General features: G+C 53.9%; 12 protein-coding genes. 7 read left to right on the top strand and 5 right to left on the bottom strand.

Translation table 11 applies throughout. The annotated features are described in order from the left end of the window. Position 1 precedes the first annotated feature (1 nt). Positions 2-1,243, top strand: coding sequence for an AAA family ATPase (locus IAE30_RS27145; RefSeq protein WP_200681336.1), 1,242 nt, complete (start codon positions 2-4; stop codon positions 1,241-1,243). Further along, complete coding sequence (locus IAE30_RS27140) at positions 1,240-2,100, top strand: DUF4435 domain-containing protein (protein ID WP_200681335.1); 861 nt, start codon at positions 1,240-1,242, stop codon at positions 2,098-2,100. The genes IAE30_RS27145 and IAE30_RS27140 overlap by 4 nt, the downstream gene beginning before the upstream one ends. Positions 2,101-2,143: 43 nt before the next feature. Here IAE30_RS27140 and IAE30_RS27135 read toward each other — a convergent pair whose 3' ends face one another. From IAE30_RS27135 to IAE30_RS27125, 3 genes are all read right to left on the bottom strand, one after another. Continuing rightward, the gene (locus IAE30_RS27135; protein ID WP_370585641.1) at positions 2,144-2,896 is read right to left on the bottom strand and encodes a tyrosine-type recombinase/integrase; all 753 of its coding nucleotides are present in this window, start codon (positions 2,894-2,896) and stop codon (positions 2,144-2,146) included. Between the two features lie 403 nt (positions 2,897-3,299). Next, positions 3,300-3,455, bottom strand: a complete 156-nt coding sequence (locus IAE30_RS27130) for a hypothetical protein (protein ID WP_200681334.1) — start codon at positions 3,453-3,455, stop codon at positions 3,300-3,302. Positions 3,456-3,725: 270 nt separating this feature from the next. Next, positions 3,726-3,887, bottom strand: a complete 162-nt coding sequence (locus IAE30_RS27125) for a hypothetical protein (RefSeq protein WP_200681333.1) — start codon at positions 3,885-3,887, stop codon at positions 3,726-3,728. 3,072 nt (positions 3,888-6,959) lie between these two features. On the opposite strand from IAE30_RS27125, the gene IAE30_RS27120 reads away from it, so the two are divergent. Both IAE30_RS27120 and IAE30_RS27115 read left to right on the top strand, forming a co-directional pair. Then, positions 6,960-7,274, top strand: a complete 315-nt coding sequence (locus tag IAE30_RS27120) for a hypothetical protein (protein WP_200681332.1) — start codon at positions 6,960-6,962, stop codon at positions 7,272-7,274. A gap of 504 nt (positions 7,275-7,778) precedes the next feature. After that, entirely contained in the window at positions 7,779-9,332 is a 1,554-nt protein-coding gene (locus IAE30_RS27115) for a diguanylate cyclase (RefSeq protein ID WP_200681331.1), read from the top strand. Between the two features lie 1,501 nt (positions 9,333-10,833). Here IAE30_RS27115 and IAE30_RS27110 read toward each other — a convergent pair. Then, positions 10,834-12,615: a GGDEF and EAL domain-containing protein gene (locus IAE30_RS27110; protein ID WP_200681330.1), complete on the bottom strand. Its 1,782-nt coding sequence runs from the start codon at positions 12,613-12,615 to the stop codon at positions 10,834-10,836. A gap of 345 nt (positions 12,616-12,960) precedes the next feature. Between IAE30_RS27110 and IAE30_RS27105 the strand changes: the two genes are divergently transcribed. Then, positions 12,961-14,418: a methyl-accepting chemotaxis protein gene (locus tag IAE30_RS27105; protein ID WP_200681329.1), complete on the top strand. Its 1,458-nt coding sequence runs from the start codon at positions 12,961-12,963 to the stop codon at positions 14,416-14,418. On the opposite strand, the gene IAE30_RS27100 is transcribed toward IAE30_RS27105, so the two are convergent. Continuing rightward, complete coding sequence (locus tag IAE30_RS27100) at positions 14,415-14,621, bottom strand: DUF3606 domain-containing protein (RefSeq protein WP_200681328.1); 207 nt, start codon at positions 14,619-14,621, stop codon at positions 14,415-14,417. The genes IAE30_RS27105 and IAE30_RS27100 overlap by 4 nt on opposite strands. Positions 14,622-14,978: 357 nt before the next feature. Here IAE30_RS27100 and IAE30_RS27095 point away from each other — a divergent pair, with 357 nt between their 5' ends. Both IAE30_RS27095 and IAE30_RS27090 read left to right on the top strand, forming a co-directional pair. Beyond that, positions 14,979-15,218 carry a hypothetical protein gene (locus IAE30_RS27095; protein ID WP_039328794.1) on the top strand — a complete coding sequence of 80 codons (240 nt, stop codon included), beginning with the start codon at positions 14,979-14,981 and terminating at the stop codon, positions 15,216-15,218. Positions 15,219-15,282: 64 nt separating this feature from the next. Continuing rightward, entirely contained in the window at positions 15,283-15,486 is a 204-nt protein-coding gene (locus tag IAE30_RS27090; protein ID WP_072215044.1) for a hypothetical protein, read from the top strand. Positions 15,487-15,530 lie beyond the last annotated feature (44 nt).

The raw sequence follows: 15,530 nt of genomic DNA, 5'->3' as shown, positions 1-15,530 counted from the left end.
TTTGAAATTGATCCGACTCGAAATCAGGAAGCTGTTCGGCTTGCTCGATTACAGCATTCCGCTTAATGAGAACGAGATAACCATGCTCACCGGTCCGAATGGATACGGTAAGACCATGATCCTGAATATTCTCCACAGTATCATGGCCAATAATCTGAACGTACTCTGTACCCTGAAATTTGAACAAATCACGCTTTACCATCTGAAAGGGACTGTCTCCATCACAGGCGATGAGTCTGGCAGACTGGACCTTCTGTCGGAGGGTGTTTCGGGTGCAGACCCCATGTCTGAAGTGTTGACGCTGAAAGAAGATAAGCTGCCGGTTGGCTTCTGGACCATGGGCGCTTTAAGAGGTGATGATAAAAATGCACCCAACAGCATACCTGTATATGCCCGTCTGAAATCAGATGTGCTCAGCACGCTTTTCCCTTCAGGATTCATATCGTTTATACGCGCTGACCGTCTGGATAAAGCCAGTGACGGTACAACGGTAATCGATCGATGCGCCGGTCAGCTGCGTAAACTCATGGAAACAGCTGAAGACGAATCCGCTGCGCTCAGCCAGAAACTGGATGCCACCTTTCCTATCAGGCTTTTTGAGCGGCTTCAGCTGCAAAAGAACTTATATTACAGCAATATAAAAGAACGTCTTATTGGTATCCAGGGCAAACGACGTGACTATATGAAATTTGGATTGATCCAGAAGCAGGAAGAATTGCTTCCGGATGAAGGGGACGCCATGGAAGGTAGCCGTGAATACCTGAACGTGCTTGACCTGTATATCAACGATGCGATGGAGAAGCTGTCGCCGTTTGAAACGCTGCACCAGAAAATTGATCTGTTTGAATCGATCCTGCGGGAAAAAGTCCTGGCCTTTAAGCATGTTCATATCAGCCGGGAACAGGGATTCAGCTTCATCAGTGAGAACGGAGACCCCGTCGGGCGCAACATGCTGTCATCGGGCGAGCAGAATCAGATAGTGCTGCTGTTCTGCCTTATCTTTAATCTGCGCACGCATAAAGTCATCCTGATTGATGAACCTGAGATTTCCCTGCACGTGGCGTGGCAGCAGACGTTCCTGGACTCACTGAAGAAAATTCAGAAAATTAACATTTACGAGAAAGTTATCATCGCCACTCACTCACCGGCCGTGATCAGTAAAAACTGGCCGCTGACGTTCGATCTATATGATATTGCGCATCGCGACAAAGCCGCGCCTGAAGCCGGAGGAAAACCGGAATGAGTTCGCTTCGCGACGCAATCGGTGAAGAGGACTGGATGAGCGCGATGCTGATGGCCATGCGTAACGGGATGAACAGTGACCGGATCCTGGTCGTGGTCGAAGGCATTACCGATATCAGCTTTTTTAATACGCATCGTCTCGATGACCGGATCCTCTATGACTCTCCGGAGAGTGGAAAAAGTGAGGTAATACGTGCGGTCAGCAAGCTGAGAAGCGCAGGAAATGATGCTGTTTATGGCGTATGTGACGCCGATTTCGACAGGCTGAGCGACGTCAGCCATGAAGGTATCTATTTCACGGACGCTCACGATCTGGAGATGATGCTCGTTGAGGGCGGCGTGGTGGACAAATTTATTATGCACTTCGCGCAGCGCCGTCTGACAAACGGTGCTCTCGCTGTCCCATTCTGTCATAGGATCAAGCAGAGCGTCCTGCTGGCAAGCTACAGGCTGGGCCTGCTGAAGTGGTTCAACTATCTTAATCGCGCAGGTCTGAACTTCAAAGGGATGCGGTATCCAGACTTTATATCCGTTAACGAAACCGATGTCATTGTCGATGAGATGGCCTATATCAGTCACGTAATAGCCAGAAGCCCCGGAAGACAAACGCCCCTGGGCAGTGCGGATTTACTGAATGAAATGCGCAGGCTGGACCTGACGACGCCTGACTGTTACACCATCTGCAACGGGCACGATTTTGTTTATCTGCTCAAGATGCTTTTTGACACGCCGGTCTCTGTGAGAAACAGTATGCGGCTTGATGAAATCGACAGCTACATGCGGATGAGCTATGACCGTCATAGTTTCAGCGCCACCCGGTTGCACTCCTCACTTTCCAGCCTGCTAACTCGGCACTGAGATTCTGAACGCCGCAACGTCGCGGCGTTCAGCTGTCCACAACTTATCTGGAGGGCAGCAGCAGCCGGCCGGCTTCTTCCGGATCCATCGAGAACCGCACGCCGAGCTGGCGCGTGACGTCCAGCGCGAACACCCGCGTGTACCACTCGGTGGACTTCGCGTCCTTATGCCCCATCAGCGTCTGGATCACCTTCTGCGGCACCTGGTGCTGCACCAGGTGCATCGCAAACGAGTCCCGGAACGTCTTGGGCGTCACCGGGCGGATGGAAAACGTGACGCCGTCACGCGCCGCCACCGCCACCGCCTGGCTTATCCAGCTGCGCGCCGTGTCCTCGCTCCGGATGTCCCACAGCTTTGCGCCCGCCGGCGGGCTCACCGTCGCAAACCACTCCCTTAACCGCTGCACGAACCCCGGATCGGTGAGCGGCACCGCGCGCGGCGGGTTGTCGCGGATGGCGGCCTCCGCCTCGCGCTCCGCCTGCTGCTCCTCCTTCGTGGGGCGGCCGCGCCGCCGGCTGCGGTTTCTTGCGGCCTCTTCCAGCCCGCGCTGCTTGAGGGTGCGCAGCACCACGAACGGCGAGGCGAGCGGCGTCCCGGTGAGCGGGTCGTCCAGCACAAAATCCTCCCGGACCAGCGGCAGAATTTCGTTCAGCCGGCCGCCGGTGTTCCACAGCGCGTCGATGAACAGGCGTTTGCGGAGATCGGTCACCTTAGCCAGCAGCACCGCCACCTCGGGCGCCAGCAGGTAGCGCGGCATGTCGGTGCCGTAGGCGGCGGCCAGGTTGCGCAGCGCCACGGCGCTTCCGTAGTCAAAGTAGCGCGCGGCGTCCGGATTGTGCAGATTATGTTCAGCGACGCCGCTGCGTGAATTCTGCGTCAGTTCGCGGGGTAAAGTGCCCAGAATTTTAATCTCCGTTGTCTGGCGGGTGAGAACGTATTTTCGCGCGTCTGTCCAGCGAAAACCACGGGAATAAATCGATCCGCGGCGGATCCTGTTCGGATCGGTTTTCCGGCTTTTCTCCCGTATACGGAGAATAACCTGGACGGCGCGAAATAAAAAGCGGGGCCTCCGGCGGCGCTCGCGGCCGGAAAGGATACGTAACCCGCTGGCGCTAAAGGAAAAGTGTGGAAAAATACGGGGCAGGGGGCGTACCAGGCACTCTACCCTCCATGCCTGGTGAGAACGGGATAATGCAAAATCACTCCGGAAGAGAGAGAAGGCTGACGTCAAAATGATCAGGCATCTTCCCGGCAGCAGAGGAGATGTTGCTGATCAGCTTCTCATCCACGACGGAAGCCTGCTCCATGTTCCGGATCCATTGTTTTGCGGTAAAATTTTCATTAATGGTAATCATAATATGTATCTCAATAAGCCGGACCTGAAGGGATTTTTAACCTGCTCAATATCATTCTGAATAAAAGTAACGTCTTTCCATCAATTTTCCGGCTGCACCGTAGCCGGAAAAAATTCAGGTAGATATTATTTTTTGTTCCGCAAGGTAGGGGGCTCCGAAATGCGCGTAAAGAAAACCTGATACGCTGAGCAATGTTAAATAACGCACGTATGATATTAACGACGGTAAAAAAACGGCCGGCTTTTTAGGGTAATTGTAAAATTTGTTCACCTAATCTGTCAGGGGCATTGTTTCCTTCGCACCTTCATTAAAGACAATGTCTTTATCGGGAGGCGTTTTTCCCGCTGCAAGCATAAAAATAAGGTTATGTGATCCTCTGACTTTAATGGCAGTTTGTCTTAAAACGGTATTCTTTAAATCATACGGCTGCATTCTTATTCCTTATGGAACTGAAAGAGTCAACCTGACACAGACTTCGGGGCCGGGGCATATCAGCCAGCCTGCGTCTGACAAAAGATTCAGTCACAGATAGCGGTATTTTTTCAGAAGCAAAAGTGCCTCATCCATCGGTATTTTGTAAGGTCGCTTTCGGCATACACTGAATGAAAGGATCCGCTTCAAACCGGTTAAAGCGATTGTTCATACTGCCGATAGACGGGACCAGCACGTGAAGTGCATTGATCGGATACTCTCGTGACTCCTGATCTGGCTCATAAGGGCGAAATGGCAGTGATGCGCTTCCATGCGGCAAATGTCATGCCGTTAGATGATGGAGTCCCGCCGGGCGCGGGAGCACAATAAATTTTCCCGGGTGCGCGCAAAAAAAAAGCACAGGCTGCCCTTGAGTTCAGTCCTGTGCGGAGAATTCATAAAAATATTTTATGGTTTTTATTGGCCTGCAATGATGCGTCGGGTCACCAGAGCATGGGAGTTCATTATGCCTGCATTAAAGGCACAATCATACTGACAAGCACCGTGGTCAAAGCCGGTATAAACCGGTATCTCACTCAGCCCTCTGCAGACACAGCATCAGTCTTTCACGCCAGTTATTAATGTAGACAATAGCAGCATAAAAGCCCGCGCAGCGAGTGAGCTAAAGCGCGGTAAATCTTTGGGAAACTATCGAACCTTATGGTTTGTTACCATCATGTACTTTCCAGCAACAAAAGTTGTTATCTGAGCCGCCTGGACGAAAAAAAACCCGCTGGCAAAAATGGAGCGGGCGTTAAACTGGAGTTTGTAACGTACAACATCACATCACTAATGTTGAAGGGTAAATGTAACATTATTAATACAATATATGGTTCGTAAACAACCCATTTTTAGTGTAATTGTCTGATATTTATTAGCGAAAATTAACGTTCGCAAGTAAAGTGTTAATTCTGGAATCTTACAAGAAATATCAGAAATACTTAAGTAGTTAAATCCCGGTTAAACCTGAATACAGATGTGACAGTTTTTGGGTAGAAAAAAGCCCGGAGCAAGTGAGTCCGGGCGGCATATTTAATTGCCTGATATATCAATAGATTGTTGGTAATTCCGAGGAGAACCGGAACGCTGTTATGATAATGGTTGTTCCTGAATATTCCAGCCATTTGTCACAAAAAAACCCGCGCAGAGGCGGGTAAAAATTCGTTCAGTGGAAAATTCTCTTTTCGTACGCATAACGCTTGCTGTGTGTATATGAATACGTCGCTATTATAGCAACATAAGCTTGAACGTTTTGAAAAGTTCCATGATAAGAATTTACTGAACGGATTAGCCGATTTGGTTCGGTTTCAGAAGTGATAGTTTCGGAATAAAAAAGCCCGGAACTGATGGAGACCGGGCTGCACACAGGGTGCCAATCATGATCAATCGGTATATGCCGTTAATACGGGAAAGTAGAAGCGACAATTTGATATTAGGATGAGATCGTAAAAATGCCAGCAAAGAGGTGAAATCAGTGACGCAAATCTGTTGGTCAGATATGGGGGGAAAAACGATCAAAAAAAGGTTACTACGCGATAGGTAGTGAATCATCTTGCGTAATGCTTGGAATAAAAATGATAAGTTGTGACCGCGGCCGACTTCCGCATTTTAATACTCTCTTTAAGTAAATCAGTAGCATGCAGGGCTGGCCACGTGTTAATCGTAGCCGTTTATCTTTATCAGCTCACCAACGCATGCGGTGGAAGCACTGTTGCTGAATATTAAGAACGCGATGCATCGAGGAGTGACAGCGTCAGCAGTTTGTGCAGGTTTTATCCAGACAATATAACGCCGCTCAGCCATGTCGGGCGAACCGTCTGTACGATAGATCTGGAGCAGTCGACGACTCTGTATGTTGAAAATACCAGAATTCTCAGCAACAAGGTGGGTTGTCATTTGCCCGTCGACAAATTCCTGAATGATTCAAGCCGGTTAACTGTGCCATCATAGAAAAATCCGAACAAAAAGTTGTCACATCAGGATCATCATCAGGTTGCCCGACTCGGACAGGTCAGTAGCTCTTTGTGGCCAGTGCGCATAATTATACTTATCATGAAAGCTACAGGTTCAGCTACCTATCAAATCTGACAGACATGAATTAAGTAAAACATTCTTTCTCAAATATATTCATCGGGTCACAGATTCTGAATGTCTTACCCCATTTCAGGGGGGGTTATGATATCAGATTGAATAACTCAATTTATTCTTGATCCCGCCGAGAGGCCTCCCTCTGCCTGGATGATTTAGTCTGACCCTGTTAGTCGAAAAGAAGTTTTATGCACTCAATATGTGATTAAATTAGAAAATTGCGAGCGGCACGTGAAAAATGTCCGCATTACGCTAAATTTTATTTCCTGTTACTGGAAATTCAGGTCATATCAGACAGCTATGAACTATAACGATGTTCTTCCCTGCGAAATGGTAGGGAAATATTTCTCTGGTAGTTTTTCATCTTATAAGAAACTCATGACGCAGGTTATCTCTGTTGAACGTAACGGTGGAGGTTTCCTTGTTACACACACTTTCAACGGCCGCATCAGGAAAACCGCCTTGTCTGTGTTCAGGCTTCGCTTTCCTTTTATTTCTTAACCGTTTTTACCCACGGGCTGTCATGGATATTCGATTTACATGACTGCTGGCTCTGATAAGCGTTGCGCTGAGGTCATCCTGTCAGCGTACGAAATCTCACTTTACTGAAAAGAGAAACTGCTGGGTATCCTGACATCAGAGAATATTGCGGACCCTCACCGGACAGTTCAGCATTACCGTATCGCTGACATAAAATGGAGTCGGTTTTATGTCAGATAAATCCCTTATCCCTTATCCCTTATCCTTAATCCGATTGCTGGATCATTAAAGGGTCCCGTGGACAGGCGATGTCATCATCATCGCATGAGGTAGCATGCCTTTGCCATCCGCGGTTTACTGGCCTGATCACTTCAGGCCTTGAGAGGATCTCTCGGGAAATTTTAATTTAGACAGTTTCATTAAACTATACTTACCGTCAATTCCGGGATTCAGATGAGGGTGCAGATGAACAGTGTGCTTGCGGTTGAATATGAGGTTCAGATAAAAAGACTGGCTTGTCTGCATCAATCAGGAAAGGAATATCAAAGCATCAAATCTGATATAAATTCAGCACTGATGCATCTGAGCGGAGAGATTGGTCTTGATCCCGGAGACCGGGTTACGACATGGAGTGAGCTGCACACCTCTCTTAAGCGGTCTCTTTTGATCTCTGCTGACCCGCACTGGATTAATGTCATCCGGTTTGCCCTTTCCAGGATAAAATCCTACAAGCAAAATGCTCTTGTGTCCCGTTCGGGTAAAAGAACGGCTCATACCTGATGGCTATACAGGCGCTAAGAAGCTTAGCGGGTAACGCGTTTTTTAGCATTACATTGACCCCGAAGATCCGTACTTTAGTCTTAAGTCGCCGGGTGTGCAGGTTGTTTTTCTGAGTGGTCAGTGAAAACTTTCTCTCAGAAAGACGGACACCAAAGCCGGTGAGCGGGGTTTAACTCTTGTGTCAGGGTGGAGGTGTGACAGCATTGTGGCATAACGTTCGGCCTGAAGACCGGTCAGTAATATCTCATCGATTTGAGCCCCTGACAAATTCCTGGCAATTAAGATAACCGGGCTTTTGATCAGGTCGGTTACCGTGCAGACATGAAATCAACCCGTTTTATAGATGGCTTCCGGAAGCCAGCTTCTGCCATATGAGGCAGTATATATCGTACAGGTCATGCTATTTAAGACACTAAACGGCAGCCTTTTACTGGTGTACTTGCGGCTTCAATCAGGTGGTTTATCGTTATATTGAAAAAATACTTCCTCCGGACTCTGGTCGCTATGCTTCCTGGTAAATTACGTCTCCGTACGTTGCTCATATTACTCTCCGTCGGCGGAGTGATCCTGACCGCCTGCCTGCTGCTCGGATCGCTGCTGATTTTTCAGAAGGGCAACATTGAGGACAGCCTGCTTGAGAGCAACATCGCCTATGCGCGGAAGCTCGCCGACACCACCGATCGTTATCTGAACACGGCGCAGCGTGAGCTCGCCTGGAGCGCCGGGCAGATTAAGGGGCTGAACGACCCCGGGCACCTTCGGGACGAGACCGATCGCCTGCGGCTGCAGTCGGGCTTTTTTAATACCGTAGTGGTGGTTAACCGCGACGCCGTTATCGCCGCGACCTCGCCGGAAAGCCTTAACCTCATCGGCATAAAGCTGCATTCCGACGCCAGCAGACAGGCCATTAACACTCAGAAGCCGTTTATCTCATCGCCCTTTATCTCTGCTACAGGTAACTACGTGATCTTCCTGTCGCAGCCCCTGTTTACACCGGACGGAAGTTATCTGGGCTACATAGGCGGCACCATCTATCTCAAAAAGCAGAGCATGCTGAGCGACATTCTCAGCCTGCATTTTTACGCCCGCGGATCCAGCGTCACCGTCGTCAGCAATGACGGCCTCATTATATTCAGTCACGACCCGGCACGAGTGGGAACCAGAATGGCGCTGAACTCAGCGCTGCAGAAGCGGCTGGCCACCACGGAAAGCGGGCGGTTCAGCACGGAAGCTGACGGGCAGAAGTTCCTCACGGGCTACGCCAGCCTGCATAATACCGACTGGAACATTTTCATTGCAGGAACCTCTGAAACAGTCCGGGATATCCTGGTGCGAACCGCAAAAAATGCGCTATGGTTCCTTCTGGGGATTATTGTCCTGACGGTCGCTCTGGTGACCCTGGTGGCCGGGCGTATTGCCTCTCCGCTGGAGAAGCTGGCCGGTATGGTGCGTATTGAAGGCAGTGAAGCGTCGTTCGATTCGGTACCGGCCTGGTATTATGAAGCCGACAGCCTGAAGGAAGCCGTACAGTATCACCGTCACGCGGTGGCGGCTCGCATGGCTGCGCTCAGCGACGAGGCCATGAGCGATCCGCTTACCGGGCTCTGCAACCGCCGTGGCTTTACGCTGCTGGCAGACAGGAACCGTGATGACGCAACTCAGTGCGTCATAGCCATTGACATCGACCACTTTAAAAAAATCAACGACTGGTACGGCCATGAAGCGGGTGATGCGGTACTGGTAAGCCTTGCCGGCCTGCTGCGGCAGACCTGCCGCGCGGGTGACGTGGTCAGCCGTTTTGGCGGAGAAGAGTTTATTGTCCTTCTGCCCCGGACGTCAGTGGAAGATGCGGCCCGGACGGCGGAGCGCATCCGCGAATTAGTCAGCTCCACAACGTTCCCGTACGTGGGAGCCATGACGGTCTCTGCCGGAGTAGCCGCGCTGGCAGACAGTGCCGGAGACAGGGATACGATGCTTCGGCGGGCAGATGAAGCACTCTATCAGGCGAAGAGCGCAGGGCGTAACGCGGTGATTGTAGCAGGTCCCGGGAGTGTCTGACGTCGTGAAGAGCAGGGATCATGAGCACTCTTCTTTTTTAGCAGCATTTCTGTCGATGGGGGGCCGCGATTAAGGTCCAGAGCAATGTAAAACTCTTTGTGAGGGCCACCCCTCTGCGCTGTTTTTGTTGTTTGATGCTCAGCAACCGGAAATAGTGTGAGGAGTGACTCTGTTCTTTAACTGCATTGCTGCAATCAGCGCCATACATTAACAGAGAGAGCCTTTGCGGTTATAATCTGCATCTCTATGACCTGATTCGCCGGGTAAGCAACAGCACTGTAACAAGGTTATGATAAGACTGGCTCCGAAGCATTTTCGTCTTCTTTCCCTGATGCAGGAAAGAGAATCGGTACCGGCAGACATAATGCCTGCCGTAATGGCGACGCTGTTAAGACTGCGACTGGCCGAATTTTTTTACGGCGAGGAATGGCGAAGGGTCAGTGAGCGCTACCGCCTGACGGCGAGGGGAAAAAGGGTTCTCATGGCGTACGATGCCAGGATTAAGCGGGACCAGCAACGCAGCAAATGTCAGGGAAGCAGCAGGCGGTGCGAGAAAAAACCTGAGTCTGACATAACGTAAAATTTGGCAGCAATTAAGCCAGTATACGTCAGCAGGCCGTACTTTGTTCCGGACTGCACACATGCTCCCACGTAAATAACTTTTTTTTATAAAAATCGTTTTTCTTTTCATTTTTCCCGAGCAGAAGAAGTCATTATCTCTGAACCCTGAGAGAGCCGTGTGCTACAACGCTTATTCTAGCAGTGGTTCTTCTGCAATGATTTAACGTCTGTACGCTCCAGCTGATGTGTAGCAGGATATTCATCTGAGGCTCCCCCCACAGATGACAGTCAGTAAAGTTATCTGTCTGCACGGTTTACAGATAGGCTAGTCATCACCCTTGACGAAGGGTTCACACGAACTAAGCTTCTCCTGATTCTAATAACAACTGCAGTATGAAATCCGCATTGCTATGCCGCGCCCATCAGCGCGGTTTTTTTTATGCTAATAATCACCTCCCTGACTGTTAAGACTCTAATCGTCAGGAGTGAAACAAATCATTAACTGTGTTTTTAATCCGTGTTACCGTCATCACGCGATTATCCTTGTCGCGAATTTCTTTGCTTTTTTCCGCCCGACATACCTGGTCAGGTTGCGGGACTTTTTTATCATCTCCCTGAGTCAGTGCCCCTTTTTTGCTTTTGCTGCCTATTAACGGCGTCGCAAGTTGAGCCTGGACTTCAGTAGCCCGCAGAATCTGATCCAGCTCCCCTTGAAGCTGTTACTGACTGTTCTGATGACGCGTTGCGCCATCAATGGCCATCAGCACGGTTGCCTACATCCGCGCTTACCGGCTTAATACCGGCAACCGTATCATTGCCGAGCTTTAGGCGCCTGAAGAGGCATTGCGCAGCATGCGCAGCCAGGGCATGTTGATGAGGTCATTGTGCATTCCCAGGCCGCCTTCCGTCAGCAGGGTAGCTCATTCCTGCGCGGCCGTTGTCAGCACTGACCACGCAGCTTCCAGCCCAGCCACTCGTCGAGTTCCCCTTCCGGCAGCGGCCGGGAATAGAAGAAGCCCTGCGCCTGGTCGCAGCCGTACTGCGTAAGTGCGGTAACCGTTTCTGCATCCTCGACCCCCTCTGCCAGCACCGTGTAATCCAGCTCCTTCAGCATCGCGATGATACTGCGCGCGATGATGCGCGATGCGGTGTCTGACGAGATTTCGCTGATGAGCGTGCGGTCCAGTTTGATGACGTCCAGCGGCATGCGCCGCAGGTAGCTGATATTGCTGTAGCCGGTGCCGAAATCGTCCAGCGAAATGCCAAAGCCCCTGAGCTTCAGCATCTCCAGACCCTGCATCGCCGCCGGGCTTTCAATAATGCGCTCGGTCTCCAGGCACTCAATGCCCAGCAGTGAAGTTGGCAGCTTTGCCCTGATCATTTTCGCCTCCAGCGCGTCGGCAAAGCCCTCACGCGAAAAGTCCCTGCAACTGACATTGATGGTCACCGGGAGCTGGATGCAGCTGTTGCGCAGGCGGGCAAGGCGCGCGATGGCGCGATCGGTTACCCAGGCCGTCAGCGTGCTGAGCAGCTCAGTCTGCTCAGCCAGCGGCACAAACAGCGCCGGAGAGAGTTCGCCGCGCTGAGGGTGACGCCAGCGCGCCAGCACCTCCAGGCCCATAGGGCGGCCGCTCTGCAGGCAGATTTTGGGCTGGTAGGCGAGCCACAGACCTTTGTCTTCCTGCAGAGCGGCGGCCAGATCGTTCATCAGGGTAAAGTCCTGGGTGTGGCGGGCATCGGATGCCGGGCTGAAGCGCATCGCGGGCACGCCGCGCCCGATGGCCTCGTGCAGGGCACTGACCGCGCGGCGCAGCACCTCCTGCGCCGGAATGCTGCCCGTGGTAAAGGCCACCTCGCCGGTGTGGGTGCTGAGCGCCACGGCGATGCCGTCGCCCAGGTCGGCGCTGATCCCCTCCAGTCGTCCTGCCACCCAGTCCGCGGTGAGCCGGCTGTCGTCACGCGTCAGCACGGCAAAGCGGCCGGTGGCAACGGTGTAGAGCAGCTCGCCAGTGGCAGGACGCAGCCGCAGCGGCAGCAGCGTGGCGACGTCCTTCAGCAGGCTCTCCACCGGACCCATGCCCATTGAACGCGCGAGCTCATAGGCGCGCGGCATGTCGATGCAGTCAATCAGCACCAGCCGGCGCGGCGTATTGTCCCCCGCCACCGCCAGATACTGAAGGTCACGGATAAGGCGCTGGCGGTTAGGCAGGGCAGTGACCGGGTCAGCAAACCCGGCGGAGTGCCAGGCCTCCAGAAACGACATCACCAGCGCGGCCAGCAGCTTCAGGGTGGTGACTTGCTCAGCGCCAAACGGGTGCGGTGCGGTGTCCGTGACGCACAGCGTGCCGAGCACGATCCCCTCCCGGTTTTTGAGTGGCACGCCGGCATAGAAGCGGATGTAGGGCGCGCCGGTGATGAGCGGGTGCGTCACAAAGCGGGCGTCCAGCCAGGTGTCGGGCACCACCACTGCGCAATCATTATCCACCGCGTGGCGGCAGAGGGAGTCTTCACGCGAGGACTGCGCGAGGGCGAAGTTGTGTGCGGCCTGCACGTGCTGGTGCTCGTCGTCCAGCACGGAAATAAAGCTTCCGGGGATGCCGAGCGCCTGGCTGGCCAGCCGCACAAACTTGCGCAGCACGTCATCGCGACTCTCGTCGGGACTGCGCAGCGCTTTCAGCGCACGCGCGCGGCGATCGTCGTCGCCGTTAAGATTCATCAGCATGGGTTCCTCCGCCCCGGCCTGGTTCCGGTGCGAAATTATAAAGATAAAGTGGACGGTAACGAACCGTTATAAAAGGCAGTAACTGCGAAAGGAAAACACGATTAAAAACTTTCTTATGGCGCTTACTATAGGCGCTGCCTGGTCTGATGTCATGCTTATTTTTTTTAGAAAATTATTTAGCGCAGCGCGATTATTTTATTTTATCGTCGGGGTGTGTCCTTTTTTAATTATTCCTGCCAGAATTCTGCTAAATAAATGTAGCGCGCAACTTAATCACGCGCGCAATTAAAAATAAATGATAATGCTTTTTATTATTCAAAATAATAACAACACCGGGGAAACCTCATGCAGCTACTCAGACACTTTACCATCCGCCGCGTCGTGCTGTGGATGATGATCCTCTCCCTGGCCGTTGTGGCACTGGCCGGCAGCTACGGCGCGTTGACGCTGCGCGAAATGTACCGCCACGCCGACCGCGCCGACGCACTGACGCAGCAGCTGACCTTTCTGACCCACGCCGGCCTCGTCATGCAGGACGGGACGGCGGCCGAGAAGGCGGCCCTGCTGAACGACGCGCCGTCTGACGCAGCGTGGGACAGTTATCGGGCGGCGCTGAGCGCGCCGGACCGTTATCAGGCCGCTGCCCGCGAGCGTCTCGGCAGCCTGACGCAGCAGCTGGTCGCCGACGACGCGCCGGTGATGGCCGAGCGCCACCGGCTGGAGGTGATTCTCATCAGTGCGCTGCTGGCCGCCGCCGCCCTGCTGGCGTTCTGCGACCGCTATCTGCTGGTGCACCTCGTGCGCCCGGTGGCGAAAATCCGCGCGCACCTGAAGACAATCGCAGGGGGCGACCTTACGCGCGAGCCGGAAGACCTGGGCCGCAACTGCGTCGGTCAGCTGGTGCCGCTGGTCAGGGAGATGCAGCACAGCCTGCTGGACGCGGTGGCGGCCATCCGCGACAACGCGATGATCCTGCACCGCGAGGCCGGTGAGATTGCGGCCGGCAATGCCGACCTGTCCGACCGGACCGCCACCCAGGCCGCCGCGCTGGAGCAGACCGCGGCCAGCATGGAGGAAATCACCGCCACCGTTGCCCACAACGCCGAAAACGCCCGCGAGGCGCGCGAGCTGGCGGCCCGCACCGCCGGCACCACCCAGCGGGGCGCGGAGCTGGTGCAGACCGTTGTGGACGCCATGGGCGGCATCGCGGAGAGCTCAGAAAAAATCCGCCAGTTCACTGCCACCATCAACGGCATTGCCTTCCAGACGAACATTCTGGCGCTCAACGCCGCCGTTGAGGCCGCCCGCGCCGGCGAGCAGGGACGCGGCTTTGCCGTCGTGGCCACTGAGGTGCGCGCGCTGGCGCAGCGAAGCGCGGCCGCCTCAAAGGAAATAGAAGGACTGATTGCCGACACCGTGGCACGCGTCAGCGACGGCCGCCGGGCCGCCGGCAGCGCCGGCACCACGATGGATGAGGTGCTGCGCGGCGTCGGCGGAGTAAACGAGCTGATTGGCCAGATAGCGCTGGCCTCGGAAGAGCAGAGCAAAGGCATAGCGCAGGTCACGCTGGCGGTCGCGGAGCTTGACCGTGTCACGCAGCAGAACGCCACCCTGGTGCAGGAAGTTTCCGCCACCGCGGGTAATCTGAGGGGGCAGACGACCGCGCTGGGCGGCGCCATTACCCGGTTTACGCTGCCGGCAGAAGAAGGCTACACGGCTGCTGCAGCGTCCGCCCCGCCGGTCAGCTCACGACGGGCTACCCCGCCACCCAAAGGCGACTGGGTGGCCTTCGGGCATCATTAACACGTCGTACGCGGCGGGGGATTTTTCTCCAGCCACGCCCGCACGCGGTCGGCTTCCGGGCCCGCCTCCCGCACGGCCCGGGTCAGACGCTCCTGGGTCGTACGCAGCTCCAGCGTCCAGAAGGTGATCTGCCATTGCTCCCGGATGTCTATGCGGCTCAGGTCGGCGGGTATCCGCCGCTGGATATAATCACGGTTTTTCATCGGGTTATCCTTTTATTGGTACAGGGTATGGCGGCGCGATAAATACAGCCACCGGTAAGCCCTGCCTATCCTGGCGAATAATCATCCAGAAAGAACCGGAATAATCCCTGTGTCAGGATTTCGTAAAAAAAGGAGAGGATTCCTGGTCGTATGGATAATATGCCCGTTGCGCTGTTCGGCTGATTTGACTTAGCAGAATAAAAATAAATGATGTGCCTGCTGTTAATTACCCCGAAGACAATTCATGACGCATTGCACTACGGGATTAATATTAAGATAATGTAATGAATCAGGGCGAGCCCCGTATTTTTTATCCTGACGGGCCGTTGTGGTCCGCCTGTCTGAAAGGAGTGTCTTCTGGGAAATCAGCTTTTGTACCGGCCCGTTGCGGTCGGTTCCGACGTCCGCGAGCTCAGGCTTGCTGCTGGCCTGTCGCAGGAGGCCGCCGCTGAGCGGTTTGAGCTCAGCCTGCGCGTCTGGCAGATGAAGGAGGCGGCAAAAAACCCCGCCCCCCTCAGCCAGGGGGAGTATGAACTCCTGCTGTTGCTCGCCGGGCGTCATCCGCATTATGCCCTTGTGCCGCAAAAGAAAAAGTAGCAGGCTCTGTCCGCTGACGGCCCGCTGAAGTTCAGCCGGGCCCGGCCGATAAGAGGATAAGGACATGAGCGGTAAATACTACTACGCGGTGCGGCGCGGACGCACCGCGCTCCAAGAAGTGCATTGCGCGGGGTGTGTCGAACTGGCTGAGGCCGGCGGAGTCCGCTTTATTGGCACGTTTTACTCGCTCAGGCATGCGCTTCAGTCCGCGCGCCTGCGGCACCCCGACTGCGTTATCTGCCTGCGGTGCGCCGCCCTGCAGCGCTGAACGCGGCCAGGAATGGTCCTGAAATGACGTTTTTGTGACGCCCG

It is taken from the genome of Pantoea sp. S61, assembly GCF_016625145.1.
Lineage (GTDB): Bacteria > Pseudomonadota > Gammaproteobacteria > Enterobacterales > Enterobacteriaceae > Pantoea > Pantoea rwandensis_B.
The sequence above is the reverse complement of the archived record's forward strand: the minus strand, read 5'-3'. Positions and strand labels throughout refer to the sequence as shown.

Coding starts and splice junctions, on each gene's coding strand:
- IAE30_RS27140 (WP_200681335.1), top strand. CDS start 1,240: ATGAGTTCGCTTCGCGACGCAATCGGTGAAGAGGACTGGATGAGCGCG.
- IAE30_RS27130 (WP_200681334.1), bottom strand. CDS start 3,455: ATGATTACCATTAATGAAAATTTTACCGCAAAACAATGGATCCGGAAC.
- IAE30_RS27125 (WP_200681333.1), bottom strand. CDS start 3,887: ATGCAGCCGTATGATTTAAAGAATACCGTTTTAAGACAAACTGCCATT.
- IAE30_RS27120 (WP_200681332.1), top strand. CDS start 6,960: ATGAACAGTGTGCTTGCGGTTGAATATGAGGTTCAGATAAAAAGACTG.
- IAE30_RS27115 (WP_200681331.1), top strand. CDS start 7,779: ATGCTTCCTGGTAAATTACGTCTCCGTACGTTGCTCATATTACTCTCC.
- IAE30_RS27110 (WP_200681330.1), bottom strand. CDS start 12,615: ATGCTGATGAATCTTAACGGCGACGACGATCGCCGCGCGCGTGCGCTG.
- IAE30_RS27105 (WP_200681329.1), top strand. CDS start 12,961: ATGCAGCTACTCAGACACTTTACCATCCGCCGCGTCGTGCTGTGGATG.
- IAE30_RS27100 (WP_200681328.1), bottom strand. CDS start 14,621: ATGAAAAACCGTGATTATATCCAGCGGCGGATACCCGCCGACCTGAGC.
- IAE30_RS27090 (WP_072215044.1), top strand. CDS start 15,283: ATGAGCGGTAAATACTACTACGCGGTGCGGCGCGGACGCACCGCGCTC.